Origin of the sequence: Ruegeria sediminis, assembly GCF_005938215.1 — a bacterium.
GTDB lineage: Bacteria > Pseudomonadota > Alphaproteobacteria > Rhodobacterales > Rhodobacteraceae > Ruegeria > Ruegeria sediminis.
On sequence record NZ_VCPD01000003.1, the window covers coordinates 562,054 to 586,736 of the forward strand.

Genomic DNA, 24,683 nt, shown 5'->3' on the forward strand with positions numbered 1-24,683 from the left:
GGTGCCGCTGCGTTTGAGATACAGGATCGGCGACACGGGGTTGCCGCGCAACAAGGGAAATCCGATATGAAACATGCAAGCCTTATCCCGGCTCTCGTTCTGGCGGCCGCGTGGGTGACCGCGACGTCGGCTTTGGCGATGGGCCCCCGCGGAGGGCAGGATGTGACCTTTCAGGAGCTGGATGCGGACGGCGACGGAGAGGTGAGCAAGGCGGAAATGGAGGCGCACCGGATGGCCAGGTTCGACAAGGCGGACACCGACGGCGACGGCAAGCTGAGCGTCGACGAGATGCAGGCCGCCGCGCAGGAACGGGCGAACCAAATGGTTTCGGCCATGTTCGAGCGCCACGACGCCGACAAGGACGGGTTTCTGGCCGACGACGAATTGCCAAGCCCGCGCCGGGCGGGCAAGTTCTTTGACCGCATGGATGCGGATGGCAACGGCGCAATCTCGGCCGAGGAATTTGCGGATGCTCAGGAACGGATGCAGAAGCGCCACAAGAAACGTGGTCATGGTCAGACCGAAGACAACTGACACGGCATGGAGGATCTGACCTCCATATCGGAAGGCGCTCGCGGCGGCGATGCCGCCGCGGGTGCGCCGAGCGACGACGCGCTGCTGGTGCTGTTTGCCAACGGCGACCACGGCGCGGCGCGGGATCTGACCGGGCGGTTGGGGCCGCGCTGTTATTCCGTGGCGATGCGCGTTCTTGGCAACCGGGCGGAAGCCGAGGATGTGGCGCAGGAGGCGATGATGCGCCTGTGGCGGATGGCGCCGGACTGGCGGCCAGGGCAGGCCAAGGTATCGACCTGGCTGTACCGGGTCACGCTGAACCTGTGCATGGACCTAAAGCGCAGGAAACCGCATGAGGCGCTGGACGCGGTGCCCGAGCCACAGGACGGGGCCAAGACGGTTCCGGAGCGGATACAGGAGGCGGCGCGGGCCGATGCGCTTCAGGCTGCATTGATGCAGTTGCCGGAACGTCAGCGGCAGGCGGTGGTGCTGCGCCATATCGAGGAACTGACCAATCCCGAGATTGCCGGGATCATGGATATCAGCGTGGAGGCGGTCGAAAGTCTGACCGCCCGCGGGAAACGGGCGCTGGCCAAGGCACTGGCCGGGCGGCGCGAGGAACTGGGGTACGAAGATGACTGACAAGGACACTCATCTGGAACAATTGTTTGCGGCGGCGCGGCGGCAAGGTGAGCGCCTGCCGGACGATCTGGCGGCCCGGATGCTGGCCGACGCCGGGACGGTCCTGTCGGAACGGGTTCACCCGGTGCAGGAGCGGCAACGGCCGTCCTGGCGGCAGGTCTTCGACTATCTGGGAGGCTGGCGCGGCATGGGCGGTCTGGCGACGGCCTGTGCGGCAGGGATCTGGATCGGGCTGGCGCCGCCGGGCTTTCTGCCTGACCCGGCGGAGCTGTTGATTCAGCCGGATGCAACCGACCTGTTCTCGGACCTGACCTTGTCGGAACTTTATGTGGAGGAAGGGTGATGAGCGAAGAAAAGCCCAAGACGCGCAGATGGCTGCCCATTTTGCTTGGGCTGTCCCTGGCACTGAACCTGCTGGTGGTCGGTGTGGTGCTGGGCACGGCGATGCGGTTCCGGGGGGGCGAGGGCATGCGTCATGCGCCGAGTTTCGGTCCGGTCCTGTACCGCGCCCTTCCGGAAGAGGACCGCAAGGCGTTGCGGGGTCAGTTGCGCCGCGACCACGAGGCGAGTTCCCACGAGCGCCGGGAAGATTTTGAGGCTTTGGCCGATGCACTGCGAGCCGTTCCGTTTGACCCTGACGCGGTGCAGGTATTGATCGGTGCGCAGGCCGCGCATCGGGCCGAGACGCACATGGCGCTGAACCGCGCGTGGCTGGAACGTGTCAGCGCCATGAGCGATGCGCAGAGGGCCGCCTATGCCGAGCGCGTCGAGGAGGCCGTTGAGCGCGGCAAACGGTACAAGGGCTACAAGCGCGATCGGGACTGAACCATCGCTGGCAGTGTTCCGGGTCATCCTGTCCTGGTTGCGTCCAATAGGCTTTTGCGTACCGGTGCGCGGAGATAGTCGCTGCGGGTTTTGCGAGCGATCCGGTTGTCCAGCCGCAGCGCCAGTTCCTCAGCGCAGAACCCGTCCAGCAAGGCGGCATCCGCGCCGCGGTCAAGCGCGGCGGCGGCAAGATCGGCGTCGTTCAAGCCCAGAACCGCGATCAGCACGGTATGCCGGGCGGCGCTTCGTGCGTGCAGATCGGCCAGCAGGTTCAATTCCGCGCCGTCGCGCCCCAGTTCAACGACGAACGCATCGGGCAGGGGGCCGGCCAGCGCCGCCCGAGCCTGGTCGAACCCGTGGCTTGCCACCCTGTGCCGTGTCAAAGGCTGCAGGGCGTCGCGCCACGCGATCCCGGTATCGGGCCGCAGTGCAAAAAGCGCAACGAGGGCCGGCGGAGCGAGCGGATTCACAATCGCCGGAGCTTCGGCGAAGCCGAGCGGCTGCGAGCCGTTCCGGAGGCGCAATTCCTCGGCGCCCGGGCTTGTGCGCAAAAGGCTGCGGATGCGCGCCAGCAGCAGGTTGTCGTTGTAGGGTTGGACCAGCACGTCGTCCAACCCGGCGGCAAGCGCGCGCAGGCGCGCCGCCTTGTCGTTGCGCGGCGCGATGGCAAGGACCGGCACGTCGGCTTGGGAACGGTCGGTTTGCAGCAGCCTTTTCACATCCATGGCCGTGCCGTCGGGCAGGGCCATCGCGGTCAGAACCAGATCGGGGCGGGTGCGCCGCATTAAAGCCTCGAACCCTTCGAGCCGGTCGGCTTGCACGACGTTGTACCAGGCCGCGGTCAATTGGACCTTCAGCATGATGCGGTTCGTCGAAACTCCGTCGAGAACAACTATCGTTCCCTGCACCTGACTGGCCTTTCGCGTAGTTCCCAAGCGTTCCTCAAGTGTTTATGAGACTGGTTAACAATCTCTTTCCGAGATCCCCGTTCAGGAGATTCCATGCCCATTTCCCCGGATGCCGCCGAAACACTGGCGCTCAAGGCCCTGTCCTGGCTGGTGGCGAACGAAGAGCTGCTGCCGCTGTTTCTGGGATCGACCGGCGCGTCGGGGGCGGATTTGCGCGCACGGGCCGCCGAGACCGAGTTCCTGTCTTCGGTTCTGGACTTTCTGATGCTTGACGACGCCTGGGTGGTGGCGTTTTGTGATGCCAATGCGGTACCTTATGAACTTCCCCTGCAGGCGCGGGCGATGCTGCCCGGCGGGGGAGAGGTGCACTGGACCTGAGTGAACGCGCCGGAGAACACCGATGCCCATCGAAGCCCTTCTGTTTGACAAGGACGGCACGCTTTTCGATTTCGCGGCCACGTGGGGCGCCTTTGGCCGGTCGTTTCTGGCCCGGATTGCGAATCAGGATGCGGATCGTGCCGAATACCTGGGAAGATTGATCGGATTCGACATGGTCAGCGGCCGCTATGAAGCTGGCAGCGTCGTGATCGCCGGTACGCCGGGCGAGATCGCAGATGCTCTGCTGCACGAGTTTCCCGGCATGGCCCATGCGGACATGGTGTCGATGATCAACGACGAATCGGCCTGCGCCCCGCAGGTTGAGGCGGTGCCGCTGGTTCCCTTTTTCGGCGGACTGCGCGACAAGGGCTACAAGCTGGGCGTTGCGACCAATGACGGCCATTCTCCGGCGCATGCGCATCTGGAAGCTGTGGGAATCCGGGAACTTTTCGATTTTGTCGCGGGATTTGACAGCGGCCACGGCGCCAAGCCCGGCCCCGGGCAACTGCTGGCTTTCGCCGCCCATGTCGGCATCGATCCGGCGCGCATAGCGATGGTCGGCGACAGCACGCATGACCTTGAAGCAGGTCGCGCCGCCGGCATGACGACGATCGGCGTTCTCACGGGTTTGGCGGGCGCCGAGGACCTGTCGCCCCTGGCTGATGTCGTTTTGCCCAATATCGGGCATATCCCGGACTGGTTGGCGGCCTGACGCCGATTTTCACGAAATTCGGCGGTTCTCTGACAGAAAGCGACACCTGCTGTCGCAGACAGAACGGCCATTTGAACATGCATTGGGCCTTGCTTGTTGCGAAGCAAGCGAAAGAGGACTCTCATGGCCGACAGTGCGACCCGTAAACGCCGCGGAGGCGGACGCGCCGGCGCAGCCGCCCGCAGAGGTGCTGCCGTAATCGAGCAGATGCCCTGGAACCCTCCCGTCAATATCGACCGCCCGGTCGAGCCGATGGATCAGGAGGGGGTCGAGGCGATTCACGAAGGCGCCATGCGCATCCTCGAAGAAATCGGTATCGCATTCTACAACGAAGAGGCGCTGGGCATTCTGCGCGAGGCCGGATGCATCGTCGAGGGCGACAACGTGCGGTTTGGCCGCGACTTCGTGATGGAGATGGTGGGCAAGGCCCCCAGCAGTTTCACCATCACGCCGCGAAACCCGGACCACACGATCGAGATCGGCGGCAAGACCATGCTGTTCGGCAACGTGTCTTCTCCGCCGAACTACTGGGATCTGGAGATCGGCAGAAAAGTTCCCGGCAACCGCGAGATGTGCCGCAACCTGCTGAAACTGACGCAGTATTTCAACTGCATCCACTTTGCCGGCGGGTATCCGGTGGAACCGGTCGACCTTCACGCCAGCGTCCGGCATCTGGACGTGCTTTATGACAAGCTGACGCTCAGCGACAAGGCGATGCACGCCTATTCGCTGGGGAAGGAGCGGGTCGAGGACGTGATGGAGATGGTCCGCATAGCGGGCGGCCTGAGCCACGAGGAATTCGATGCAACCCCGCGCATGTACACCAACATCAACTCTACCTCGCCGCTGAAGCACGATCATCCGATGATCGACGGCTGCTTGCGGCTGGCCCGGCGCGGCCAGGCGATCGTGGTGACGCCGTTCACGCTGGCCGGCGCGATGGCGCCGGTGACCATGGCCGGCGCAGTCGCGCAGTCGCTGGCCGAGGCGCTTTGCGCCATCGCGCTGTTCCAGTACGTCCGGCCGGGCATTCCCTGCGTGATCGGCACCTTCACGTCGAACGTGGACATGAAGTCCGGTGCGCCGGCCTTCGGGACGCCGGAATACATGCGCTCGACCCAGATGACCGGACAGATGGCCCGGTACTATGGCCTGCCGCTGCGGTCCTCGGGTGTCTGCGCGGCCAACGTGCCGGACGGTCAGGCGATGTGGGAGACGTCGAATTCGCTGTGGGCTGCGGTCCAGTCGGGCACCAACATGGTCTATCACGCGGCGGGATGGCTTGAGGGCGGGCTGATCGCCAGCCCCGAGAAGTTCATCATGGACTGCGAGATTCTGCAGCAGATCCAGCGTTACATGCAGCCGGAAATCAGCGCCACCGGCCCGGACGAGATCGCGCTGGACGCGATCAAGGCGGTCGGGAACGATGGCCACTTCTTCGGCATACAGCATACGCAGGACCGTTACACCACCGCGTTCTACCAGCCGTTCCTGAGCGACTGGAAGAACTTTGAAGGCTGGGAAGCCGCCGGAGGGCTGTGGACCGCCGAGCGCGCGCATCACATGTTTAAGGAGATCATCGGCAGTTTCGAAGCGCCGCCGATGGACGAGGCCATCCGCGAAGAGCTTGCCGAGTTCGTTGAACGCCGAAAGGCGGAAGGGGGCGCGCCGACCGATTTCTGATCGGGGACAGACAGCGGCCGGCGCCTCCGAAACACCCGGAGTCGGGCAATCGGGCCGGCCGTTTTTTCCTGGTCGCAAGATTTGGTAGGCAACCGCGCCCGTTGGGCATTTGTTAAGAATTGCCGAGTGAGATTAGGCATGGAGTTTGTCGGGGAACGCCATGCACGGTCTGATCAACAGGGCGGTTCAATCATTCGTCTGTGCCACCTACGGGCGGTCCTGCTGGCTGAGCGTGACCCAAACCGCCGGGTTGGGTTTCACCGACTTCGAAGCGATGCTGATCTACGATCGGGACGTTTCGCTGCGGGTTCTCGACACGCTTTGCGCCAAGCTGGGCCGGAGCCGCGACGAGATACTCGAAGACTTGGGAACCTTTCTGGTATCTCACCCCAACACCGAAGCCTTGCGCCGGCTGTTGCGGTTCGGCGGCGTCAGCTACGTGGAGTTTCTGCATTCGCTCGATGACCTCGCCGACCGCGCCCGTCTTGCCGTGTCCGATCTTGATCTTCCGCGGCTGGAACTGCGCGAGAAGTCACCGACCGATTTCCTGCTGCTCTGCGAGCCGGGACTGCCGGGATATGCCTGCGTCCTGGTGGGGCTGCTTCGGGCAATGGCCGACGACTATGGCGCCCTGGTGGTGCTGTCTTATGAAGGCCGAAGGGAAACCGACGAACTGATCGCCATTTCGCTGATCGAAAGCGCGTTTTCCAGAGGGCGGCGTTTCGACCTTGGGGCGCGCGCCCGATGATGACCGAAGATCTGACCGGAATTCTGGAACGATTCTGCCCCATGTACGTCTTGCTGGACGATGGCGGCCGGATTCTGAACGTAGGGCCGACGCTGCAGAAGCTGCGCCCCCGGCACGCCATGCCGGGACAGGGTTTTCTTGACCTGTTCGAACTGCTGCGCCCGCGTTCGGTGACGACGATACCGGCGTTGATGGGCGCAACGGACGCCAAGCTCCGCCTGAGGTTCCGGGACGAACCGCAAACGAGTCTCAAGGGCGCGATCGCGCGGTTGCCGCAGGGGCGGGGCGCCGTCGTCAACCTGTCTTTCGGCATTTCGATCCTAGACGCAGTGCGCGACTATGCGCTGACAAGCGCGGATTTCTCGGCCACGGACCTTGCAATCGAGCTTCTCTACCTGGTCGAGGCGAAATCCGCCGCGATGGAAGCGTCACGTTCGCTCAACTTGCGTTTGCAGGGTGCGAGGATTGCCGCAGAAGAGCAGGCGTTCACCGACATGCTGACCGGACTGAAGAACCGGCGGGCCATGGATCAGGTCCTGAGCCAACTGATTTCCATGCAGATGCCGTTCGCCCTGATGCACCTGGACCTCGATTTCTTCAAATCGGTCAACGACCGGTTCGGTCACGCGGCCGGTGATCACGTATTGCAGCAGGCCGCGCGCATCATGGGCGAAGAAACGCGCGGCACCGACTTTGTCGCACGCATCGGAGGGGATGAATTCGTGCTGATTTTCAGGGGTCTGGAGGACAAAATTCAACTAAACAAGCTCGCCCGCCGCCTGATCGAGCGGCTGCAGGAGCCGGTCCCGTACGGCGGGCAGACGTGCCGCATTTCGGCAAGCATCGGGACCGCCCTGACATCGCAGTTTCCCAGACCGGCGGCTGCCGAAATCCTCAACGCCGCGGACCTCGCCCTTTATGCGGCGAAACGCGCGGGCCGTGGCGAACACCGGTTCTTTTCCAGATGCGACGAAGGTGACGGCTGCGTTGCGGAAATCGGCCGATTCGGTTGAGGTTTTCGTGCCCTGGCCGCCGATTCCCGCGTCATTGGCCCAATCGGGGGAGCCAAGAGATTTGTTTGTGCTATATTCAGTACATTAAGCATTTCTGGCCCTGGTCTGCGCCGGGTCTCAGAAGCAGCGAGGTAGTCCAAATGATTGCAAAATATCTAAGCACCACATTCATTGTCGCCAGCCTGTCTCTCGTCCCTGCCGAAAAAGCGGCTGCAGACGAAGCCGCCGCCTTCATCGGGGGCGCTCTTCTGGGCGGGATTGTTGGCAGCGAGATTCAGAAGAACAAGCAGCGCAAACAACAAACCACCCGTCGTTCGACGACGACGTCGAAGAGCTATTCCTCGGGCATATCGTCCGCACAGCGCCAGCAGAACCGCGAGGTTCAGACCGCGCTGAACTATTTCGGCTACAATGTTGGGGCCGTGGACGGCGCGCTGGGGCGCAACAGCCGGGCAGGCATTACCCGGTATCAGGCCGATATGGGGTATCCCGCGGACGGTTATCTTGACGACCACGAGCGGAGCTTCCTGCTGACATCCTATCAGCGCGCGCTGGCGAGTGCGCACGTGCCGCCATACAACCAGATCCTGGCCAGCCAGGGCCAAGCCGGGCTGCTGCGCACCTATCGCAACGAGCAGCTGGGCATCGCGACGCCGCAGGGGGCGACAACGCAACCGCAGGGCCAGTTGGCCGTATTGCCGCAACAGGGCCAAACTGCGACGTTGCCGCAAATGGGTGTGCAAGGCACGACTGCGCGCGCCGATACCGGCGGCCAGTTGCCGTCTTTCGCCTTTGCGCCGACCGGAAAGTCCGCGAACGATCTGTGCAATGACACCAGTGTCCTGACCGCATCGAATGGTGGTCCGATCCAGGCGTCGTCGATGACGAATCCGAATCTGGCGCTGAACGAGCAGTTCTGCCAGGCGCGGGTTCAAGCCATCGCGGAATCCGACCGTTTGGAGGAAGCGGTGCCGAACATGACCGCGCCGCAGATCGAACAGCAGTGTGAGCAGTTGACCGCAGCCCTTGCGCCTTACCTGAGCGGTATCGAATCCAAGTCCGCGAATGACGTGATCGCGGCGACTTCGACCTTCCTGCATCAGTCGGGCCATTCGATGGATCAACTCGTCTCGGGTGGTCAGCTCTGCCTGGGCGTCGGCTATCGGACGGACAACGGGGAAATGGCGCTGGCCTCGGCCGTTCTTCTGTCCGCTGCCGGTCAGCAGGGCTATGGCGAAGTTGTCGGCCACCAACTGCGTGAAGGCATCGGCGTGGCCAAGGCAACCGGACCGCAACCCGGCGAGTGGATGCGTCTGGCGCTTGATGCGGCGCAGAGCGGCAACACCGTACTGGGGCAGACGCCCGAGCGACTCGCGGTTCTGAACGCGGCGATGTCGCCCGCCGGCGCATCGGCCACGACGACATTGCCGGTGTTCCAGACCACGACGGGGAACTGACGCGGTTCAGTCCGGCAAACGGAAATCGGGGACCGTTCGGCACGGGCGGTCCCTGACTGTATGCTCGCGCGAGGGTTCTTGAAGGATGGGGTCTAAGCCCGCGCCGCAAAATGCCGGGTCAGCCGACTGCCGATATGGGGCGGAACCGGGGGCAAGTCGCCAAGCACCGGAAGCACGCGGCCCGTATATCGCGCATCGCTCAATGCCATTGGAACATCCTCCAGTGCGTGACCGCCCTGACAGGCAAAGAACGGCAGGCACAGCGCCTGAACTCCGGCGCCACGGGCGGCATCGGTGATCGAAGGCTCCTGCTCGACAAAACCAAGACGAATGCTGGCGAAGGAAAGCCGCTCGGCGAGCGCACCGGCAAAGTCACGGGCGACCTCGGCCGGGTTGCGGCTGCGCCCCGAACCATGGGCCGCCAAGACCAGATCGGTCTGCTGCGGAACCCAGCCCAAACGCTGCATCTCGGAAAGCAAGGCATCCGCCACCAGGGCAGGCAGCGCCGGATCGACGCCCAGCGGATCAAGAATCTCGGCCGAACGGCTTCCAAGACGCTTCGGCAGAACGTCGGTCACGAACCAGCCTTTCGCCATGAAAAGCGGATAGATCACGGTGTCCGCGGGCAAGCCGTCCAGGACGGTCTCCAGCCGTTTCGGGGCGGACAGGGTTGCCGAATGCACGGTGACGCCAGGCGAGGCCGCGCCGACACGTCCGGCGAAGTCGCGCAGGGCGGCTTCGGCGGGCTTTGGGTCAGAGGGCTGTCCGTGGGCGACGATGACCGCGTGCGGCATTCCATGCTCCTGAGTTGATCCGGCAGCAAGATGTTCCTGCGGCCTCGAAAGTCAATCGGTTGAGCCGCGAAATCCGGCGTTTTTCGTCGGGGCGGCAAGCACTTGATCGGCCATGGCGCGTCAAGCAGGCTTGGAACTACTCCAGAAGCGTCAGCCAAAGCCAGACGGTCAGAATGGACGCGCCAGTCGCGATCAGAACGGACGAGGCGGCGACGCGCTTTGCCCGTCCGTAGATGTTGGCAAAGATATAGGCGTTGAAGCCGGGCGCCATGGCCGAATTCATCACGGCCGAACGGAACAGGTCCTGCGGCAGGGCGAGTGTCTTTCCGAAGATCCAGACCAGTGCCGGGTGCAGCAACAGCGAGACAGCGCAGACAAAGGCGATCGTGCGCAGATCGCCTTCGGGCCGGTACTGGACCAGCACGCCGCCCAGAGCAAAAAGCGCACCGGGCAAGGCGGCCCGGGTGATCAGGGCCAGCGCGTCATCGACGACGACCGGCAAGGCGAGACCGGAGAGGTTGACGATGAACCCCAGCCCGATGCCGACGATCAACGCGTTCTTGAACATTGCGGTCAGCACCGATCTGACCATGCGCCGGCCGCCGCCGCCGCGGTTCCGGATGACCTCCATCACCGTGATGCCGACCCCGTAGCAGAAGGGGGAATGGAAGGCGATGATGGCGTAGTTGCCGATCAGATTGTCTGCCCCGTAGGCGCGTTCGGTGATGGGCAGGCCCAGCAGGACCGAGTTGGAAAACAGACAGCAGAAGCCGATGGCGACGCAATCCTCCCAGTCGCGGTTGAAGATCAGCCGGGCGCCGGCCATGCCCGCGATGAAGCACAGAGCGGCTCCGGTGTAAAAGCTTGCGAGCAGCCTGGGGTCGAAGCTGGCTTCGAGGTCGAGATTGGCGATGGCGCGGAACAGAAGGCAGGGGATCGCGAAACTTTGGGTAAAGCGCATCAGCCCGTCGATATGGGCCTCTCGGAAATACCCCGCGCGGGTCGCGGCATAACCCGCTCCGATGACGAGAAAGACCGGGAGAATGACGTCGATCAGGCTTTGGAACATGGCCTTGCGTGCTTTTGGCCAGGCTGGTGTGCGGCTGGCGGGGATATCTTGGGCCGGGTGTACAGGGCTGAACTGCCTAGATCGGATAGCGGATCACCATGCCGTCATAGGCGGGCGTGATGTGATCCGGGGTTTCCGCATCGACCGTCGCATAGTCGAGGTCGATATGCATGTTGGTCAGCACCGCACGCCTTGGTTTCGCCTGGGCGATCCATTCCAGCGATTTTTCAAGGTGCGCGTGGGTGGGGTGCGGGGTGCGGCGAAGGGCGTCGATGACCCAGCAGTCCAGGTTCTCCAACTCGGTCCAGGCATTCTCGGGCATGTCCGACACGTCGGGCAGATAGGCGAGGTCGCGGATGCGGAAGCCCAGCGAGTCGATCGACCCGTGGCCGACGCGGAACGGCCGGAACGGGATCGGGCCACCGGGGCCATCGATCTCGAACGGGCCATCGATGGTCCTGAGATCGAGGATGGGAGGGTAGGGTGAGCCTTCGGGCTGGACAAAGGCATAGCCGAACCGCGACAGCAGGGCGTTCTGGGTGTCGCCGTCGGCCCAGACCGGGATACGGGCGCGCATGTTGAAGACGATCATGCGCAGGTCGTCGATGCCATGCACGTGGTCGGCATGGGAATGCGTGTAGACCACGCTGTCGAGACGCCCGGTTCCGGTATCCAACAGTTGGCTGCGCATGTCCGGCGGCGTATCGATCAGAACCGTGGTCGTACCGCCGGGGCCTTCGCGTTCGACCAGCATGGAACAGCGGCGCCGGAGGTTTTTCGGGTTGTCCGGGTCGCAATCGCCCCAGTGACCGCCGAGCCGCGGAACGCCGCCTGACGAGCCGCAACCAAGGATCGTGAACCGCAACTCGCCCGTCATGCGGCGGCCTTGTATGCGGCGGCCTTGGCGAACAGCCGGTTGAAATTGGCCTGCGTCTGCGCCGCGAAGGCGGCATAGTCCATGCTGAAGATCTCGGCGCCGGTGCGGGCGGTATGGGCGGTGAATGCCGGCTCGTTCCGTTTGCCGCGATGCGGTGGCGGCGCGAGATAGGGCGCGTCGGTTTCCACCAGCACCCGATCGACCGGGGCGGCGGCGAAGATGTCGCGCAGGTCCTGGCTTTTGGGAAAGGCCGCGATGCCCGACATCGACAGGTAGAAGCCCAGATCCAGAGCGGCCTTCGCCAGTTCCGCGGAGGAGGAAAAGCAGTGCATGACGCAGTTGTAGGGCGCGTTGCGGTATTCCTCGGCCAGGATGCGGGCCATGTCGTCGTCGGCGGCGCGGGCATGGATGATCAGCGGCAGGCCGGTGCGCTGGGCGGCCTCGATATGGATGCGCAGCGAGGTCTTCTGCGCCTGGGCGCTGTCGGCGGTGTAGTAGTAGTCCAGCCCGCTTTCGCCAATTCCCACGAATTTCGGGTGCCGGGACAAGGCGACAAGCTGGTCCACGGTCGCCATCGGTTCCTCGCCGGCGCTCATCGGGTGGGTTCCCGCCGCGTAGAAGACCGGGCTATGCGCTTCGGCGATGGCCCGGACCGAAGGCTCGTTCCGCAGCCGCGTGCAGATCGTCACCATCCGGGTCACGCCGGCCTCGGCCGCTCGGGCGACGATGTCGTCCAGCTGCCCTGCGAAATCGGGGAAGTCCAGGTGGCAGTGGCTGTCGGTGATTTCCGGGGGGATCGTGCTGTCGCTCATCTGCTCTGACCGGCGGTTTCCTTTATCTTGAACACCGTATCTAGGACGAGGGCGGCAGGGTCAAGGTTCACGGCCTGCCCGTGGCGGGCGCGGGCGGTGATGATCGCCGCGGCCTCGGCCCAAAGGCGTCCCTGGTGCGGAGTGGCGGACAGGCGGGACAGGATGGCGGCCTCGTCCGGGGCAGCTTCGGGTTGGGGCGGCTGGCCTGTCGCGCCGGTCAGGGCGAGTCGCGACAGGGTGATGTCGATCAGGGTCAGTAGCAGCTCGAACCGCTCGGCCGCGCCGCGTTGCGCTGCCGCTTCGGCAAGCTTCAGGGCGCGCTGCCGGTCGAGGCGGGGCAGGGTGCCAAGGATGCCGATCAATTCGGCGTAGATTTCGAGCCCGCCCAGGTTCGTCAGCCGGATCGCGTCGCCCACGGAGCCGGCTGCAAGGGCTGCGAGGTGGTCTGGGTTGGCCGGGATACCGGCGCCGGTCTGCTCCAGCGCGGACTGCATGTCCTGCGCTTCCAGCGGCGACAGGCGCAGCGTCCGGCAGCGCGACCGGATCGTCGGCAAAAGGCGCGACGGCTGGTGGGAGACCAGAAGGAGCGTCGTGCGCGCCGGCGGCTCTTCTAGCATCTTGAGAAGGGCGTTCGCGGCGCTGACATTCATTTCGTCCGCGCTGTCCACGATCACGACCCGCCGGCCTCCATCCGCGGCGGAAAGGCCGAAGAAGCGGCCCAGCTTGCGGATGTCGTCCACGACGATCTCGCCGCGCAGCTTGCCCTGATCGTTCAGCGAGCGCGTGATCGCCGCCAGCCCGGGTTCGGCCCCGGCTTGAATTCGGCGCGAGACCGGATTTTCGGGGTCAATGTCCAGCGAGGCCGGAGGCGGCGGGGCGCCGAACAGCCCGCCCTCGTCGGCGGGCGGGGCGGCCAGCAGGAATTTGGCGATCCGCCAGGCCAGCGTCGCCTTGCCGACGCCGCGCGGCCCGGTCAGCAGCCAGCCGTGGTGCAGGCGATCTGAAGAAAATGCCGCCAGAAATGCCTGTTCGGCCGCGTCCTGACCGAAGAGGCGCGGTGTCTCGCGCGGGTGCGGGGCGCCGGGGGCTTGATCCGGGGTGGGAGTTTCGTCGCTCATCCGTGTCTATCGCAATGCCTGCATCACGATATCTGTCACATCTGCGGCCACGCTGTCCATGTCGCGTCCGCCGTCGATGACCCGGAAACGGTCGGAAAATTCGTTGGCGAGCGCCAGGAAACCCGCTCGCATCCGGCGTTGCAGGTCCGGGCCGAAATCCTCGAAACGCTCTTCAGAGCCCTGACGGCCCTTGGCACGCGACAATCCGGTGTCAGGGTCCATGTCGATGAGCAGGGTCAGGTCGGGTTCCCGCTTGATCATCAGCGCGTGCAACCGATCGACCAGGCCGCGCAGATCACCGCGTGAAAGGCCCTGATACATGCGGGTGCTGTCGGCGAACCGGTCGCAGATCACGACTTTGCCCGCATCGAGCGCGGGCTCGATCGTCCGTTCAAGATGGTCGCGGCGGGCGGCGGTGAACAGCAGGATTTCCGTCTCGGCCGACCAGCGGTCAGGGTCGCCTTCAAGAACCAGCCGGCGGATCTCTTCGGCCCCGGGCGAACCGCCGGGCTCGCGCGTCAGGACGACCTCGCGCCCTTGCGCGCGCAGGAACTCGGCCAGCCGCCGCGCCTGAGTGGATTTGCCCGAGCCGTCGATCCCCTCGAAGGTCAGAAACAGCCCTTGGCCCGTCACATCGCCTCCAACGGACGTTTGATGAGGTCGCTCAGAACGATACCGGCGACGGTCATCATCCGGACCACGAAACCGCCGACCGCAACGTCTTCGGCGGCCACCAGCGGGCGGCGGATTTCGGGCAGATCATCGGGCCTGATGACCAGTTCCGCCAATTGCTGACCTTTGACGATCGGCGCGTTGATCGGACCCTGGTAGACAACCTCGGCCTCGGCCGTCTTGCCGCCAAGCACCGGGAACAGGATCTGCAGGTCTTGGGCCGGAACCAGCCCTACCGATCGATTTGCTCCCATCCAGACTTCGGCTTCGGCGACGGGGGTATCGGCCTTGGCGATGGTCTTCTCGACAAAATTGCGAAAGGACCAGTTAACCACGGCCTCGGCCTCCTCTGCGCGCTTGGAGTTGCTTTCGATACCCGTCAGCACGAAGATCACGCGCCGGTCGCCCTGTTTGGCCGATCCGACGAGACCATAGCCCGCATCCTCGGTATGCCCGGTTTTCAACCCGTCAGCGCCGATGTCCAGCTTGAGCAGCGGGTTGCGGTTGCGCGTGTTGGACGGGGCACGGCCGTCGAAGGCGAACTCTTCCTCGGCGAACAGGGGATAATACTCGGGGAAGTCCGTGATCAGCCTGTCCGCGAGAATGGCAAGGTCCTTGACGGACATCATGTGACCGGCGGCGGGCCAGCCGTTGGAATTGGCGAAGTGCGAATTCTCCATGCCCATCTGTTTCGCCCGCTGGGTCATGTACCGGGAAAAGCCCGCCTCGGTTCCATCGGGGCTGAGCGCCTCGGCGATGACCACGCAGGCGTCATTTCCCGACAGCACGATGATGCCGCGCAACAGATCCTCGACGTTGACCCGGTCTTGGGTGTTGAGAAACATGGTGGATCCGCCATAGCTCATAGCGTGCTCGGAAACGGGCAGTTCCTCGTTCAGGGTCAGACGCCCGTCCCGCAAGGCCTCGAATGCGACGTAGAGCGTCATCAGCTTGGACATCGAGGCCGGCGGCAGCGGCAAGTCCGGTTCCTTGGACAAAAGCACCGTACCGGTCGTCTGGTCCAGCACATAAGCGGCGCGGGCGGTGGTGTCGAAAGCCTGGGCCGGAAGCGCCAGAAGCGCCAGACCCAGGGCAAGAGCGGCAGATCGCAGCGAAGACAGCATTGGCAGCCTCCTTGTCAGTTCTTAACGATATAGGCGTCGGCGAACCCGAGCCCTTCGACCTTGGCCATGATGTCCTTTCGTTCCGACCGGTTTGCGGCCGGACCGACGACCACGCGCCAGATCGTCTTGTCATTGTTCGAAACAGTCCGTACCTCGGCGTTGAGCCCGGTCTTGCTGACCGTTTTCGCGGCCGTCTTGGCGTTCTCTTCGACGGTGTAGGTGCCGATCTGCACATAGGGTTTCGTCAGGGAAGAGGTGCCGGATGGCTGGGCCGGGGTTTCCGCCGGCGCGGCATCGGCATTCGAACCGGCGGCGGTGGCCGCAGCGACTGCGGTAGCGCCGGCGACGGCAACGGGCGCAAGAGTGGATTCGGTGATTTCACCGGCCTTCGGGCGTTTCTGCCAGAACCATTTCCTTTTGGCCGGAGCTTCCTCGGCGTCGGCCGCTTCGGCGTCCTGCGGTGCCTGATCTGCGGCCGCGATGGTCAGTGCTTCGGTTTTCGCGTCTGGTTCCGCCGTTTTCACCGGTTCTTGCACTGTTGCTTCGGGTTTTTTCGCAGGCTCTTCCGTCTTCGGCGGAGCGGCGGCCTCCGGCTTCGGCTCCGGTTCGACCGTTTCACGCTTGAGCGCGACGACGTGGACCTTCACGGGCGCGCCAGCCAGCATTCCCAGCGCCGCCGCCGCATCCGACGAGACCTGAACGATGGGCCCCGGGATCGCGCGCTCGCGGCGGAACAGTGCTCCGACGGTGGATTTGTCGTTCGAAGTGTTGCGGATCATCACCCGCGCGGGCTGCGTCACATCCGGATGCGCTACCCAGATGCCGCCCAAGGACGGCCGACCGTCCCAGAGTCCGGCTTCGGTCACCTCGAACACCTCCGGCGCTTCGACATCGCGCTCGGTCTTCTTGCCGCCGGTTTTTGGTGTTTCAGTCGTGTCCTGGGCGTCGGTCTTGGAGAAAGGAGACCCGGTGCCTTCACCGCATCCCGCCAATGCGGCCATTGCCAGACCCAGAACCGCAAGCCGAAACGGGCTTGTGCGTTTCTCTGTCGCTCGCTTCATTATTTCGTCCCTTGCCTGAATTCGGTCCGGTTTTCCGGACCCTGCCGCCGGTTGGCCGATCGGTTCGCAACCTGCCTCCAACGGTCTTTCAGGCGGATCATAACGCGCGTATCTGGCCATTGAAAGCCCGCTGCCTGCGGCTCGGCAAGATTTCCCTCTTTCGGCATTGCGCTGGTTTGGTTGGGGACGGAAATGCGCCTGTGACGGGACGCGGCACGGCACGTCCGCGAAAAGGGGCAACCCATCCGGTCGAGCGGGAAACGGGCGCAGGCCAATGGACGGGAAGCACAACTGAGCGGATTTCGTGGCAGCCCGTAGGGGAATCGAACCCCTCTTTCCAGGTTGAAAACCTGGCGTCCTAACCGATAGACGAACGGGCCACGACAAGCGGAAATGGCAGCCCGTAGGGGAATCGAACCCCTCTTTCCAGGTTGAAAACCTGGCGTCCTAACCGATAGACGAACGGGCCACTCTGGCTTGTGGAGGGCCTTTTACGTATTACCTCCGCCCCCCGCAAGACGAAAAATGCGGGGATGAGAAACTTTTTTCCGCCCGCGCGAACGGGTTGAAATTCAGTCCGAAACGGCCTCTGCAGCGTCCTCGATCCGCAATTGAACGCTCTGCCGCCCGCCCCAGGAATTGACCTCCAGGCGGCCCGCGAAATGGAACCGGGCGCCGCCGTGATTGGTCAGGCGGTCGCCCATCGGGCCGTCGAAGGCGCCGAAGGCGATGGCGTCCACACCGCCGTTCATCCCGTCCGACAGGGACAGTTTCAGATGCGTTTCGCCGACGCGTTTGGCAAAGCGGACCTGCAGGTCGGGCAGGGCGTAGCGCGGAGCCGGGGCTCCTGCTCCGAAGGGGCCGGCCAGTTCGATCTGTTCGACCAGATCGACGGTCGCCGCGCCGGGCATTAGCGCGCCATCCAGTTTCAGATCCGCCGGTCCGCCCTCGCCGGCGCCCTGCTTCGCCAGCAGTTCCGACAGCCGGGCCATGGCCGGCTCCAGCTTGTCTCGCATCACCGTCAGCCCGGCGGCCATCTTGTGCCCGCCGCCCTTGACCAGCAGACCTTCGGCCGCCAGCCGCTGGATCGAAGCGCCCAGATCGACGCCCGAGACCGACCGGCCCGAGCCCTTGCCTTCGTTGCCATCGAACCCGATGACGATGGCGGGGCGGTTCGCGGCCTCCTTGAGCCGCGAGGCGACGATCCCGACCACACCGGGATGCCAGCCTTCTCCGGCGGCCCAGACCAGCGGCGCGTCAAGCCCGCGCGCCTCGGCCTGTTCGAGCGCCGCGGCGCGGACCGCGTTCTCGATCTCGCGCCGCTCGGTATTCAGTTCGTCCAGCCGCTGTGACAGGGCCTCGGCCTCGACCATCGACTCGGTTGCGAGAAGCCGCGCGCCAAGGTCCGCCTGGCCGATCCGGCCGCCGGCATTGACGCGTGGGCCCAACAGGAAACCCAGGTGATAGGTATTTGGCGCCGCGTCCATCCGCGCCACGTCGGACAGCGCCACCAGCCCCGGCCGCTGCCGCTGCGCCATCACCTTGAGCCCCTGCCGCACCAACGCCCGGTTGGCCCCGATCAGCGGCGCGACATCCGCCACCGTTGCCAGCGCCACCAGGTCCAGCAATGCCATCAGATCCGGTCCCCTGGCTCCGGCCAGTCGCAGTTGCCGGCCGGCTTCGACCAGCATGAGGAACACGACGCCCGCGGCGCAGAGATATCCCAGATCGCCGCTCTCGTCCTGGCGGTTCGGGTTCACCACGGCCACGCAGTCCGGCAGCGTTTCACCGCCCAGATGGTGATCCAGAACGATCACATCCGCGCCTTCGGCGGCGGCGATCGGTTCATGACTCAGAGTGCCGCAATCGACACAGATGATCAGATCGTGCCCGGCCGCCAGTTCCCGCATCGCCGGCACGTTCGGCCCATAGCCTTCGTCGATCCGGTCAGGCACGTAGAGCGTGGCGGCTACCCCCATCTGCCGCAGCCACACGAGCAGGAGCGCCGCCGAACTGCCGCCATCCACGTCGTAATCGGCAAAGACCGCGATGCGCTGGCGGCCATGCACGGCGGCCAGAAACCGCGCGGCTGCCACCTCCATGTCCTTCAGGTCACGCGGATCGGGCAAGAGCTCTTTCAGCTTCGGTTCCAGAAACCCCTTGGCCTCGATCAGGGGAACTCCGCGCCGCGTCAGCACCTGGCACAGGGCGCGGGGCAGGTCGGTCTGCTGCGCCATCATCTCGGACGCGCGTTCCACCTCGACCGAAGGTCCAACCCAACGCCGCCCTGTCAGCGACCGCTCAACCGATAGAAAACTCAAGATCTCGCCTCATGTGCCAAGGCCGGACCCAATGCGGACCCGGCCTTTTCATCTTTTCACAAATACTCCCGCCGGAGGCTGCGGCGCAAGCCGCATCCCCGCGCCACCGGGTCACACCGGCGTGCGATAGGACATCCGGCGCACCGATCCGGTCTTGGACCGCATCAGCAAGGTGGTGGTTTCGACCCATCCCGGCTCGCGCTTGATGCGCGGCAGCAACGAGCCGCCGGTAACGCCGGTCGCGGCAAAGATCACGTCCGCGGTCACCATCTCGTCGCGCGCATAGACGCGGTCCAGGTCGGTGATGCCCGCCTTGGCGGCGCGCGCCCGTTCGTCGTCGTTGCGGAACAGCAGGCGGCCATAGATCTGCCCGCCCATGCATTTCAACGCGGCGGCAGCCAGCACGCCCTCGGGCGCGCCGCCCTGTCCCATGTACATGTCGATGCCGGTCACGTCGCTTTCGGCGCAATGCATGACGCCCGCCACGTCGCCGTCGGTGATCAGGCGGATCGCTGCGCCGGTTTCGCGCACTTCGGCGATCGTCGCCTCGTGGCGCGGGCGCTCAAGGATGCAGACCGTGATGTCCGAAGGGGCACAGCCCTTGGCCTTGGCCAGCGCCTCGACCCGCTCGCGCGGGTTCATGTCGAGCGAGACGACGCCCTGCGGCAGGCCCGGCCCGACCGCCAGCTTGTCCATGTAGACGTCTGGCGCGTGCAGCATGGTTCCGCGCGGTCCCATGGCGATCACGGTCAACGCGTTGGGCATGTCCTTGGCGGTCAGCGTGGTTCCTTCCAGCGGGTCCAGAGCGATATCGACGCCCGGGCCGTTGCCGGTGCCGACCTCTTCACCGATATAGAGCATCGGTGCCTCGTCGCGCTCACCCTCGCCGATCACCACGACGCCCGCGATGTCGAGCAGGTTCAGCTGCTCGCGCATGGCGTTCACCGCTGCCTGATCGGCCGCTTTCTCGTCGCCGCGTCCCACCAGCGAGGCCGAAGCCAGTGCCGCCTGTTCCGCCACGCGTGCAAGCCCCAGCGACAGCATGCGGTCGTTGAAATCGATCTTGGCTGCGTTCATTTTCCGAATTTCCTTTGGTCGTGAAGACGTTTGTTCCGGCATAGCCCGGCCTCGACCGGTGCCGCAAGAGGCGAGGGGTCAGACTTGTTCGATCCGCAGGGCCACGGGCTCACCGGCCACGGCGTCGGTCGATCTGAACCCGTCAAGCGCCACGTCCAGCGCGGCCCGGGTCGTCTTGTGGGTGACGATCAGCACCGGGGCGGTGGCGTCGGTATGTCCGTATTGGCGCATCCGGTCGATGGAAACGCCGGCGTCGCCCAGGATCGCCGCCACCTTGGCCAGCGCGCCCGGCTTGTCCAGCAGGCTGAGGCGCAGGTAGTAGGGCGCGGGCAGGCCGACGCGCGCGGCGGGCGCCTTTTTCAAGGTGTTGGCGGGCTGGCCGAAAGTGGGAATGCGGATGCCGCGCGCCAGGTCGCAGATGTCGCCCAGAACCGCGCTTGCGGTCGGACCCTCGCCCGCGCCGGGGCCACGCAGCACGATCTGTTCCACCGCGTCGCCTTCGATCACGACCATGTTGGTGCCGCCTTCCAGCTGGCCCAGCGGCGAGTCGCTGGGAACGAGGCAGGGCTGCATCCGCTGCACCAGTCCGCGCGCGCTGCGCTGCGCCACGCCGAGCAGCTTGATCCGATAGCCCATGTCGGCGGCCTGGCTGATGTCGTCGAGGCTGATGTGCTCGATGCCTTCGATCTCGATTCCGTTGAAGTTGGGCTTGGTGCCAAAGGCGATGGACGCCAGCAGGGCCAGCTTGTGCGCCGCGTCGATCCCGCCCACGTCCAGGTTGGGATCGGCTTCGAGATAGCCCAGCTGGGCGCATTCCTCGAAAAGCGCGTTGTAACCAAGGCCCTGCGACTGCATCCGGGTCAGGATGTAATTGCAGGTGCCGTTCATGACGCCCATCACGCGCTTGATCTCGTTGCCCGCCAAGCCTTCGGTCAGCGCCTTGACGACCGGGATGCCGCCTGCGACCGCGGCCTCGAACCGGATCACGCGGCCCGCCGCCTCGGCCTGTTCCGCCAGCGACTGACCGTGGATGGCAAGAAGCGCCTTGTTGGCCGTGACCACGTCCTTGCCGGATGCCAGGGCGGCCTCGACCGAGGCTTTCGCGGTACCGTTCTCGCCGCCCATCAGTTCTACGAACACGTCGATGTCGTCGCGACGCGCGAGGGCGACGGGGTCGGCTTCCCATGCATAGCCCGAGAGGTTCACGCCGCGATCTTTTTTTGCGTCGCGAGCCGAGACGGCAACGATCTCGATCTGCCGCCCGGTTCGCGCCTCGAGCAGGGCGGCCTGACGCCGGATGATCTTGACGACACCTATGCCGACGGTTCCCAAACCTGCAATGCCCAACCGCAGCGCCTGTGTCATCCTGTGGGTCCCTTTCCGCTCGAAATTACGGCCTTTGGCGGCACGTACTTTGCCCGGTGCCTTATCCGGTTCGGCGCAAGGGCGCAATCCATCTGATGTCGCGGAGTCGGCGGTCGCCCGGCACTGTCTGCTTTTCAGCGTGATCAGTCGGTCTGTGCGGCGTGCAAAGCATCGGCACGCTTTCCCAGGGCCTCTCTCCGCTTGGTCAGTTCCTCTTCGACCTTGCCCGCTTCGTCCACGGGATCGACCGGCGGTCCCAGCGTGTCCTGCAAGGGCACCAGACGAGGGAACTTGGCCCTCAGCAACTCGGGCGTTTCGCGCTCTTCGAGTTCGGGGATCTGGGTGCACCCGGCAGCGGCAGCGATCAGGATCAGCAGCAGTGGCTTCATTTCGGTCCCTTCGGGTGGGTCAATTCCGGTTGTTGCACTTTTTGGCCAGGCGGTTCAAGCGGGCTTCTATATGAACAAATGTTCATATAACGTGGAGCCATGGCACGTACCCAAGGTTCCCATTCCGACATTACCGGCCCGCGCATCCACAAGGCGGCGCTGAAACTCTTTGCCCAGCATGGTTACGCGGCCGTCTCGATGCGTCAGATCGCGGGCGAGGTCGGGGTGCAGGCCGGCGCGCTCTACAACTATACGCCCGACAAGCAAAGCCTTCTGTTTCACCTGATGCACGGGCATATGGACGATCTGCTGTCAGCGCGCGCCGGCTCGAAGCGAGTGAAGGACGCGCTGGAAAACCTCAGACAGTTCGTGGGTTTTCACATCCGCTTTCACCTGGAACGGCCGGACGAAGTGTTCATCGCCTACATGGAATTGCGCAACCTGACGCCCGAGAATTTCGCCGCGATCGAGGCGCTTCGTCGGACCTATGAGAATGATCTCGAAGGCATCCTGCGCGATGGCGTCGCGCAGGGCGTGTTCGCCGTGCCCGACACCAAGGTCGCGACGCTTGCGGTCATCGCGATGCTGAACGGTGTGAACACCTGGTACCGCAGCGGTGGCCGCCTGTCGCTGGACCAGGTCGAAACCATCTATTGGGACATGGTGCGCAAGGCGGTCGCGCTGTGATCAGGCGGCTTCCTGCGCCAGGTCGTAGTGGTGCAGGAACCGCTCTTTGACGATGCCTTCCTCTTCGGGAAGCACATGGGGTTTCCGCCAATCCTCGCCGGCGAAGGCGGCCAGCGCGTCCACCGTCTCCCACACCATGACCAGGCAGAATTCGTTGGGCGTTTCGGCGCGCGGAAGGCACGGGGTGATCGAAACCAGCCCCTTCTGCTTACGCATGAAGGGCAGGGCGGTGCCGATCAGGAATTTGCGGAACTCTGCGACCTTGTCGTCAAAGATGACGGCACGGAAAATTCGGACGATCATGATGGCCTCCCCTGTTCTGTGGCGAAGCCATCATAGCATGTTTCAATGCGCGGGACGGATGAAGGTCCCGTTGCGCAGCTCCCGGAACGCCTGCTGCAATTCCTGCTGCGTGTTCATCACGATGGGCCCATGCCAGGCCACCGGCTCGGCGATCGGCGCGCCCGAGATCAGCAGAAACCGGACGCCTTGCGGCCCAGCCTGCACGGTGACTTCGTCACCCGTGCCGAAACGCACAAGGGTGCGGTCGCCGGACATGTCGCGGATGTTGACCTCTTGCCCGGCCACTTCCTTTTCCAACAGCACTCCGGTGGGGACAGAGGCATCGGCAAAGGCGCCTTGCCCTTCAAAAACATAGGCGAAGGCGCGACGATAAGTGTCCACCTTGAAGGTCTTTCTGACGCCCGCCGGGACGGAGATGTCGAGGTATTGCGGGTCCGCCGCGATCCCGTCCACCGGACCGGTCTTGCCCCAGAATTCGCCCACGATCACCCGGACGCGTGTGCCGTCATCATCGATCACTTCGGGAATGTCGCTGCCGCGTACGTCCTGATACCGCGGCGCGGTCATCTTTTGGCTCGACGGCAGATTGCCCCACAACTGGAAGCCGTGCATCTGACCTTTGGCGTTCCCCTTGGGCATTTCCTGATGCAGTATGCCCGATCCGGCGGTCATCCACTGTACGTCGCCAGCCCCCAGCAACCCGGAATTGCCCAACGAGTCGCCGTGCTCGACGGTGCCGGCCAGCACATAGGTGATGGTTTCGATGCCGCGATGCGGGTGCCACGGGAAGCCGCGCAGGTAATCCGCGGGGTGTTCGTTGCGGAAATCGTCGAACAGCAGGAACGGATCAAGCTCGGTTGGGTCATGAAAGCCGAAGGCGCGGTGCAGTTTGACACCGGCCCCTTCCATGGTGGGCATTGCCTTGCGGGTTTCGATGGTCGGACGGATGGACATGGCACCTCCTGAATGCTGCGTTGCAATCTAACCCTTGAAGGCAGGCAATCAATTCGCATCGCGACACTGGTGTTGTGCAATTTTGCGGAATAGGCAGGGGCGGCGATACCCCCTGTCGTCTGGCGGGAAATCAGAGTAAGGGGCGGAAGGACAAACCGGAGGATCGAATGCAGGACGAAGTGCTGGCCGTGGTCGAGGCGTCAACGCCAAGGCGCTGGTTGGGGGTGGGGATGCTCGCGACGGTCGGGCTGTTGTCGATATATGTTGCCCTGGCTACGCCGCCCGCGCCTGGTTGGCAGGTGTTCCTGATCGTGATCGGGGGACTTTCCCTGTGGCTGGCGCAGCGCCTTCATCAGGCGACGGCGCACCGGATCGAATTGACCGAACAAGAACTGCGTTCAAGCACCGGGGAGGTCATTGCCAGGGTGTCAGAGGTCGAGGCCATGGATCGTGGCGTTTTCGCCTTCAAGCCGTCGAACGGTTTCCTTGTCCGGACCCGTGAACCGGGCCAAAGGGCCTGGGCGCCCGGCCTCTGGTGGCGGGTCGGACGGCGCGTCGGCATAGGCGGGGTTACGCCAGCCGCGCAGACCAAGTTCATGTCGGAAACGCTCGCCGCGCTGATCGCGGAACGGCAGTGACCTAAACCGAGCCGGCGATCTCGTTGGTGAAACGCGGACGGGTGAAAACGAAGTTGTCGAAGGTGATGTTGTTCCCGAGACCTACGTTGAAGAACGGTACGTAAGTGTTGCTGGTCTCAACCAGGATCAGGGTATCCGCGTTCGGCATCGGAGGAAGCTTGTCGCGGATGAGGTGGATGTTGTCGTCCGTCCATTCCTCGTCGAATCCGCGAATTCCGGACCACCTGACATAGTGGCGGTCATCATCCTCGTCAAAAGCGATAAGCGAGATCCGGACGTTCATCTGCGTGCCGTTGTCCACCATCAACTCCATGAGTTCGTGCATGGAGTCGAGATAGGTTTCCGTGATCGTTCGCGTTTCCCGAGAGATCAGGTCGCTGACGGTGAATGCGGCCTTGAGGTTCGACGCGCTTTGGCGAAACCCGTCGAAATACGTGAACGTGGCTGCTATGGCCCAAAGCAGAACCGGCAAGGCCAGCAGGGCTTCGACAAGAATCGAGCCGCTTTCGTCGCTTCGGAAATTTTTGAGACTTTTGCGCATCG

General features: G+C 64.4%; 28 protein-coding genes and 2 tRNA genes. 12 read left to right on the forward strand and 18 right to left on the reverse strand.

All coding sequences use genetic code 11. The features are described from left to right. Positions 1-66 precede the first annotated feature (66 nt). Genes FGK63_RS11200 through FGK63_RS11215 form a run of 4 tightly spaced genes read left to right on the forward strand, consistent with a single transcriptional unit; the run spans position 67 to position 1,980 of the window. Complete coding sequence (locus FGK63_RS11200; protein WP_138842175.1) at positions 67-534, forward strand: EF-hand domain-containing protein; 468 nt, start codon at positions 67-69, stop codon at positions 532-534. Between the two features lie 6 nt (positions 535-540). Beyond that, a complete protein-coding gene (locus tag FGK63_RS11205) occupies positions 541-1,155 on the forward strand; it encodes an RNA polymerase sigma factor (protein WP_138842177.1) in 615 nt (204 codons plus the stop codon). Then, entirely contained in the window at positions 1,148-1,498 is a 351-nt protein-coding gene (locus FGK63_RS11210) for a hypothetical protein (RefSeq protein WP_138842178.1), read from the forward strand. The genes FGK63_RS11205 and FGK63_RS11210 overlap by 8 nt, the downstream gene beginning before the upstream one ends. Next, positions 1,498-1,980: a periplasmic heavy metal sensor gene (locus FGK63_RS11215; protein WP_138842180.1), complete on the forward strand. Its 483-nt coding sequence runs from the start codon at positions 1,498-1,500 to the stop codon at positions 1,978-1,980. Before FGK63_RS11210 ends, FGK63_RS11215 begins: the two co-directional genes overlap by 1 nt. 23 nt (positions 1,981-2,003) lie before the next feature. Here FGK63_RS11215 and FGK63_RS11220 read toward each other — a convergent pair whose 3' ends face one another. After that, positions 2,004-2,888: a response regulator gene (locus FGK63_RS11220; RefSeq protein WP_218961132.1), complete on the reverse strand. Its 885-nt coding sequence runs from the start codon at positions 2,886-2,888 to the stop codon at positions 2,004-2,006. A gap of 93 nt (positions 2,889-2,981) precedes the next feature. Between FGK63_RS11220 and FGK63_RS11225 the strand changes: the two genes are divergently transcribed. The 6 genes from FGK63_RS11225 (at position 2,982) to FGK63_RS11250 (ending at position 8,879) form a co-directional block, all read left to right on the forward strand. Then, positions 2,982-3,266 (forward strand): DUF3572 domain-containing protein, encoded by a 285-nt coding sequence (locus tag FGK63_RS11225; protein ID WP_138842184.1) that lies wholly within the window; start codon positions 2,982-2,984, stop codon positions 3,264-3,266. Positions 3,267-3,288: 22 nt separating this feature from the next. Next, complete coding sequence (locus tag FGK63_RS11230; RefSeq protein WP_138842186.1) at positions 3,289-3,978, forward strand: HAD family hydrolase; 690 nt, start codon at positions 3,289-3,291, stop codon at positions 3,976-3,978. 123 nt (positions 3,979-4,101) lie between these two features. Continuing rightward, the gene (locus FGK63_RS11235) at positions 4,102-5,661 is read left to right on the forward strand and encodes a trimethylamine methyltransferase family protein (RefSeq protein ID WP_138842188.1); all 1,560 of its coding nucleotides are present in this window, start codon (positions 4,102-4,104) and stop codon (positions 5,659-5,661) included. A gap of 160 nt (positions 5,662-5,821) precedes the next feature. Beyond that, on the forward strand, positions 5,822-6,409 hold the full coding sequence (locus FGK63_RS11240) for a heme NO-binding domain-containing protein (RefSeq protein ID WP_138842190.1): 588 nt from the start codon (positions 5,822-5,824) through the stop codon (positions 6,407-6,409). Continuing rightward, a complete protein-coding gene (locus FGK63_RS11245; protein WP_138842192.1) occupies positions 6,406-7,422 on the forward strand; it encodes a GGDEF domain-containing protein in 1,017 nt (338 codons plus the stop codon). The genes FGK63_RS11240 and FGK63_RS11245 overlap by 4 nt, the downstream gene beginning before the upstream one ends. Positions 7,423-7,562: 140 nt before the next feature. Next, positions 7,563-8,879: a peptidoglycan-binding domain-containing protein gene (locus FGK63_RS11250; RefSeq protein WP_138842194.1), complete on the forward strand. Its 1,317-nt coding sequence runs from the start codon at positions 7,563-7,565 to the stop codon at positions 8,877-8,879. A gap of 92 nt (positions 8,880-8,971) precedes the next feature. On the opposite strand, the gene FGK63_RS11255 is transcribed toward FGK63_RS11250, so the two are convergent. The 14 genes from FGK63_RS11255 to FGK63_RS11320 form a co-directional block, all read right to left on the reverse strand. Then, on the reverse strand, positions 8,972-9,673 hold the full coding sequence (locus FGK63_RS11255) for a CbiX/SirB N-terminal domain-containing protein (protein ID WP_138842196.1): 702 nt from the start codon (positions 9,671-9,673) through the stop codon (positions 8,972-8,974). A 136-nt stretch (positions 9,674-9,809) separates the two neighbouring features. Then, on the reverse strand, positions 9,810-10,742 hold the full coding sequence (locus tag FGK63_RS11260) for an AEC family transporter (protein ID WP_138842198.1): 933 nt from the start codon (positions 10,740-10,742) through the stop codon (positions 9,810-9,812). A 76-nt stretch (positions 10,743-10,818) separates the two neighbouring features. Then, on the reverse strand, positions 10,819-11,619 hold the full coding sequence (locus tag FGK63_RS11265; protein WP_138842200.1) for an MBL fold metallo-hydrolase: 801 nt from the start codon (positions 11,617-11,619) through the stop codon (positions 10,819-10,821). Further along, on the reverse strand, positions 11,616-12,431 hold the full coding sequence (locus FGK63_RS11270; protein ID WP_138842201.1) for a TatD family hydrolase: 816 nt from the start codon (positions 12,429-12,431) through the stop codon (positions 11,616-11,618). Before FGK63_RS11270 ends, FGK63_RS11265 begins: the two co-directional genes overlap by 4 nt. Beyond that, positions 12,428-13,549: a DNA polymerase III subunit delta' gene (locus FGK63_RS11275; protein WP_138842203.1), complete on the reverse strand. Its 1,122-nt coding sequence runs from the start codon at positions 13,547-13,549 to the stop codon at positions 12,428-12,430. Before FGK63_RS11275 ends, FGK63_RS11270 begins: the two co-directional genes overlap by 4 nt. 6 nt (positions 13,550-13,555) lie before the next feature. Then, positions 13,556-14,182: a dTMP kinase gene (gene tmk, locus FGK63_RS11280; protein WP_138842205.1), complete on the reverse strand. Its 627-nt coding sequence runs from the start codon at positions 14,180-14,182 to the stop codon at positions 13,556-13,558. After that, complete coding sequence (locus tag FGK63_RS11285) at positions 14,179-15,345, reverse strand: D-alanyl-D-alanine carboxypeptidase family protein (protein ID WP_138842207.1); 1,167 nt, start codon at positions 15,343-15,345, stop codon at positions 14,179-14,181. The genes tmk and FGK63_RS11285 overlap by 4 nt, the downstream gene beginning before the upstream one ends. 14 nt (positions 15,346-15,359) lie before the next feature. Further along, positions 15,360-16,406 (reverse strand): SPOR domain-containing protein, encoded by a 1,047-nt coding sequence (locus tag FGK63_RS11290; RefSeq protein WP_138842209.1) that lies wholly within the window; start codon positions 16,404-16,406, stop codon positions 15,360-15,362. A gap of 305 nt (positions 16,407-16,711) precedes the next feature. Then, positions 16,712-16,786 (reverse strand) — tRNA-Glu (locus FGK63_RS11295). A 14-nt stretch (positions 16,787-16,800) separates the two neighbouring features. Then, positions 16,801-16,875 (reverse strand) — tRNA-Glu (locus FGK63_RS11300). Positions 16,876-16,978: 103 nt separating this feature from the next. Next, positions 16,979-18,727, reverse strand: coding sequence for a single-stranded-DNA-specific exonuclease RecJ (recJ, locus tag FGK63_RS11305; RefSeq protein WP_138842211.1), 1,749 nt, complete (start codon positions 18,725-18,727; stop codon positions 16,979-16,981). Between the two features lie 111 nt (positions 18,728-18,838). Then, positions 18,839-19,804, reverse strand: coding sequence for a class II fructose-bisphosphatase (gene glpX, locus FGK63_RS11310; RefSeq protein ID WP_138842213.1), 966 nt, complete (start codon positions 19,802-19,804; stop codon positions 18,839-18,841). Between the two features lie 78 nt (positions 19,805-19,882). Then, the gene (locus FGK63_RS11315; protein WP_138842215.1) at positions 19,883-21,169 is read right to left on the reverse strand and encodes a homoserine dehydrogenase; all 1,287 of its coding nucleotides are present in this window, start codon (positions 21,167-21,169) and stop codon (positions 19,883-19,885) included. A gap of 143 nt (positions 21,170-21,312) precedes the next feature. Then, positions 21,313-21,558 carry a hypothetical protein gene (locus tag FGK63_RS11320; protein ID WP_138842217.1) on the reverse strand — a complete coding sequence of 82 codons (246 nt, stop codon included), beginning with the start codon at positions 21,556-21,558 and terminating at the stop codon, positions 21,313-21,315. Between the two features lie 99 nt (positions 21,559-21,657). On the opposite strand from FGK63_RS11320, the gene FGK63_RS11325 reads away from it, so the two are divergent. After that, a complete protein-coding gene (locus FGK63_RS11325) occupies positions 21,658-22,245 on the forward strand; it encodes a TetR/AcrR family transcriptional regulator (protein WP_138842219.1) in 588 nt (195 codons plus the stop codon). Here FGK63_RS11325 and FGK63_RS11330 read toward each other — a convergent pair whose 3' ends face one another. Continuing rightward, positions 22,246-22,548, reverse strand: a complete 303-nt coding sequence (locus FGK63_RS11330) for an antibiotic biosynthesis monooxygenase family protein (protein ID WP_138842221.1) — start codon at positions 22,546-22,548, stop codon at positions 22,246-22,248. 42 nt (positions 22,549-22,590) lie between these two features. Next, positions 22,591-23,502 (reverse strand): pirin family protein, encoded by a 912-nt coding sequence (locus FGK63_RS11335; RefSeq protein ID WP_138842223.1) that lies wholly within the window; start codon positions 23,500-23,502, stop codon positions 22,591-22,593. 167 nt (positions 23,503-23,669) lie between these two features. Between FGK63_RS11335 and FGK63_RS11340 the strand changes: the two genes are divergently transcribed. Then, on the forward strand, positions 23,670-24,140 hold the full coding sequence (locus FGK63_RS11340; protein ID WP_138842225.1) for a hypothetical protein: 471 nt from the start codon (positions 23,670-23,672) through the stop codon (positions 24,138-24,140). Position 24,141: 1 nt separating this feature from the next. On the opposite strand, the gene FGK63_RS11345 is transcribed toward FGK63_RS11340, so the two are convergent. After that, positions 24,142-24,681: a TadE/TadG family type IV pilus assembly protein gene (locus FGK63_RS11345; protein ID WP_138842227.1), complete on the reverse strand. Its 540-nt coding sequence runs from the start codon at positions 24,679-24,681 to the stop codon at positions 24,142-24,144. Between the last annotated feature and the right edge of the window lie 2 nt (positions 24,682-24,683).

Bases quoted from the DNA above. Each gene is read 5' to 3' on its own strand.
- FGK63_RS11200 (WP_138842175.1), top strand. From the start codon at position 67: ATGAAACATGCAAGCCTTATCCCGGCTCTCGTTCTGGCGGCCGCGTGG.
- FGK63_RS11205 (WP_138842177.1), top strand. From the start codon at position 541: ATGGAGGATCTGACCTCCATATCGGAAGGCGCTCGCGGCGGCGATGCC.
- FGK63_RS11210 (WP_138842178.1), top strand. From the start codon at position 1,148: ATGACTGACAAGGACACTCATCTGGAACAATTGTTTGCGGCGGCGCGG.
- FGK63_RS11215 (WP_138842180.1), top strand. From the start codon at position 1,498: ATGAGCGAAGAAAAGCCCAAGACGCGCAGATGGCTGCCCATTTTGCTT.
- FGK63_RS11225 (WP_138842184.1), top strand. From the start codon at position 2,982: ATGCCCATTTCCCCGGATGCCGCCGAAACACTGGCGCTCAAGGCCCTG.
- FGK63_RS11230 (WP_138842186.1), top strand. From the start codon at position 3,289: ATGCCCATCGAAGCCCTTCTGTTTGACAAGGACGGCACGCTTTTCGAT.
- FGK63_RS11235 (WP_138842188.1), top strand. From the start codon at position 4,102: ATGGCCGACAGTGCGACCCGTAAACGCCGCGGAGGCGGACGCGCCGGC.
- FGK63_RS11240 (WP_138842190.1), top strand. From the start codon at position 5,822: ATGCACGGTCTGATCAACAGGGCGGTTCAATCATTCGTCTGTGCCACC.
- FGK63_RS11245 (WP_138842192.1), top strand. From the start codon at position 6,406: ATGATGACCGAAGATCTGACCGGAATTCTGGAACGATTCTGCCCCATG.
- FGK63_RS11250 (WP_138842194.1), top strand. From the start codon at position 7,563: ATGATTGCAAAATATCTAAGCACCACATTCATTGTCGCCAGCCTGTCT.
- FGK63_RS11255 (WP_138842196.1), bottom strand. From the start codon at position 9,673: ATGCCGCACGCGGTCATCGTCGCCCACGGACAGCCCTCTGACCCAAAG.
- FGK63_RS11260 (WP_138842198.1), bottom strand. From the start codon at position 10,742: ATGTTCCAAAGCCTGATCGACGTCATTCTCCCGGTCTTTCTCGTCATC.
- FGK63_RS11265 (WP_138842200.1), bottom strand. From the start codon at position 11,619: ATGACGGGCGAGTTGCGGTTCACGATCCTTGGTTGCGGCTCGTCAGGC.
- FGK63_RS11270 (WP_138842201.1), bottom strand. From the start codon at position 12,431: ATGAGCGACAGCACGATCCCCCCGGAAATCACCGACAGCCACTGCCAC.
- FGK63_RS11275 (WP_138842203.1), bottom strand. From the start codon at position 13,549: ATGAGCGACGAAACTCCCACCCCGGATCAAGCCCCCGGCGCCCCGCAC.
- FGK63_RS11285 (WP_138842207.1), bottom strand. From the start codon at position 15,345: ATGCTGTCTTCGCTGCGATCTGCCGCTCTTGCCCTGGGTCTGGCGCTT.
- FGK63_RS11290 (WP_138842209.1), bottom strand. From the start codon at position 16,406: ATGAAGCGAGCGACAGAGAAACGCACAAGCCCGTTTCGGCTTGCGGTT.
- glpX (WP_138842213.1), bottom strand. From the start codon at position 19,804: ATGAACGCAGCCAAGATCGATTTCAACGACCGCATGCTGTCGCTGGGG.
- FGK63_RS11315 (WP_138842215.1), bottom strand. From the start codon at position 21,169: ATGACACAGGCGCTGCGGTTGGGCATTGCAGGTTTGGGAACCGTCGGC.
- FGK63_RS11320 (WP_138842217.1), bottom strand. From the start codon at position 21,558: ATGAAGCCACTGCTGCTGATCCTGATCGCTGCCGCTGCCGGGTGCACC.
- FGK63_RS11325 (WP_138842219.1), top strand. From the start codon at position 21,658: ATGGCACGTACCCAAGGTTCCCATTCCGACATTACCGGCCCGCGCATC.
- FGK63_RS11330 (WP_138842221.1), bottom strand. From the start codon at position 22,548: ATGATCGTCCGAATTTTCCGTGCCGTCATCTTTGACGACAAGGTCGCA.
- FGK63_RS11335 (WP_138842223.1), bottom strand. From the start codon at position 23,502: ATGTCCATCCGTCCGACCATCGAAACCCGCAAGGCAATGCCCACCATG.
- FGK63_RS11340 (WP_138842225.1), top strand. From the start codon at position 23,670: ATGCAGGACGAAGTGCTGGCCGTGGTCGAGGCGTCAACGCCAAGGCGC.
- FGK63_RS11345 (WP_138842227.1), bottom strand. From the start codon at position 24,681: ATGCGCAAAAGTCTCAAAAATTTCCGAAGCGACGAAAGCGGCTCGATT.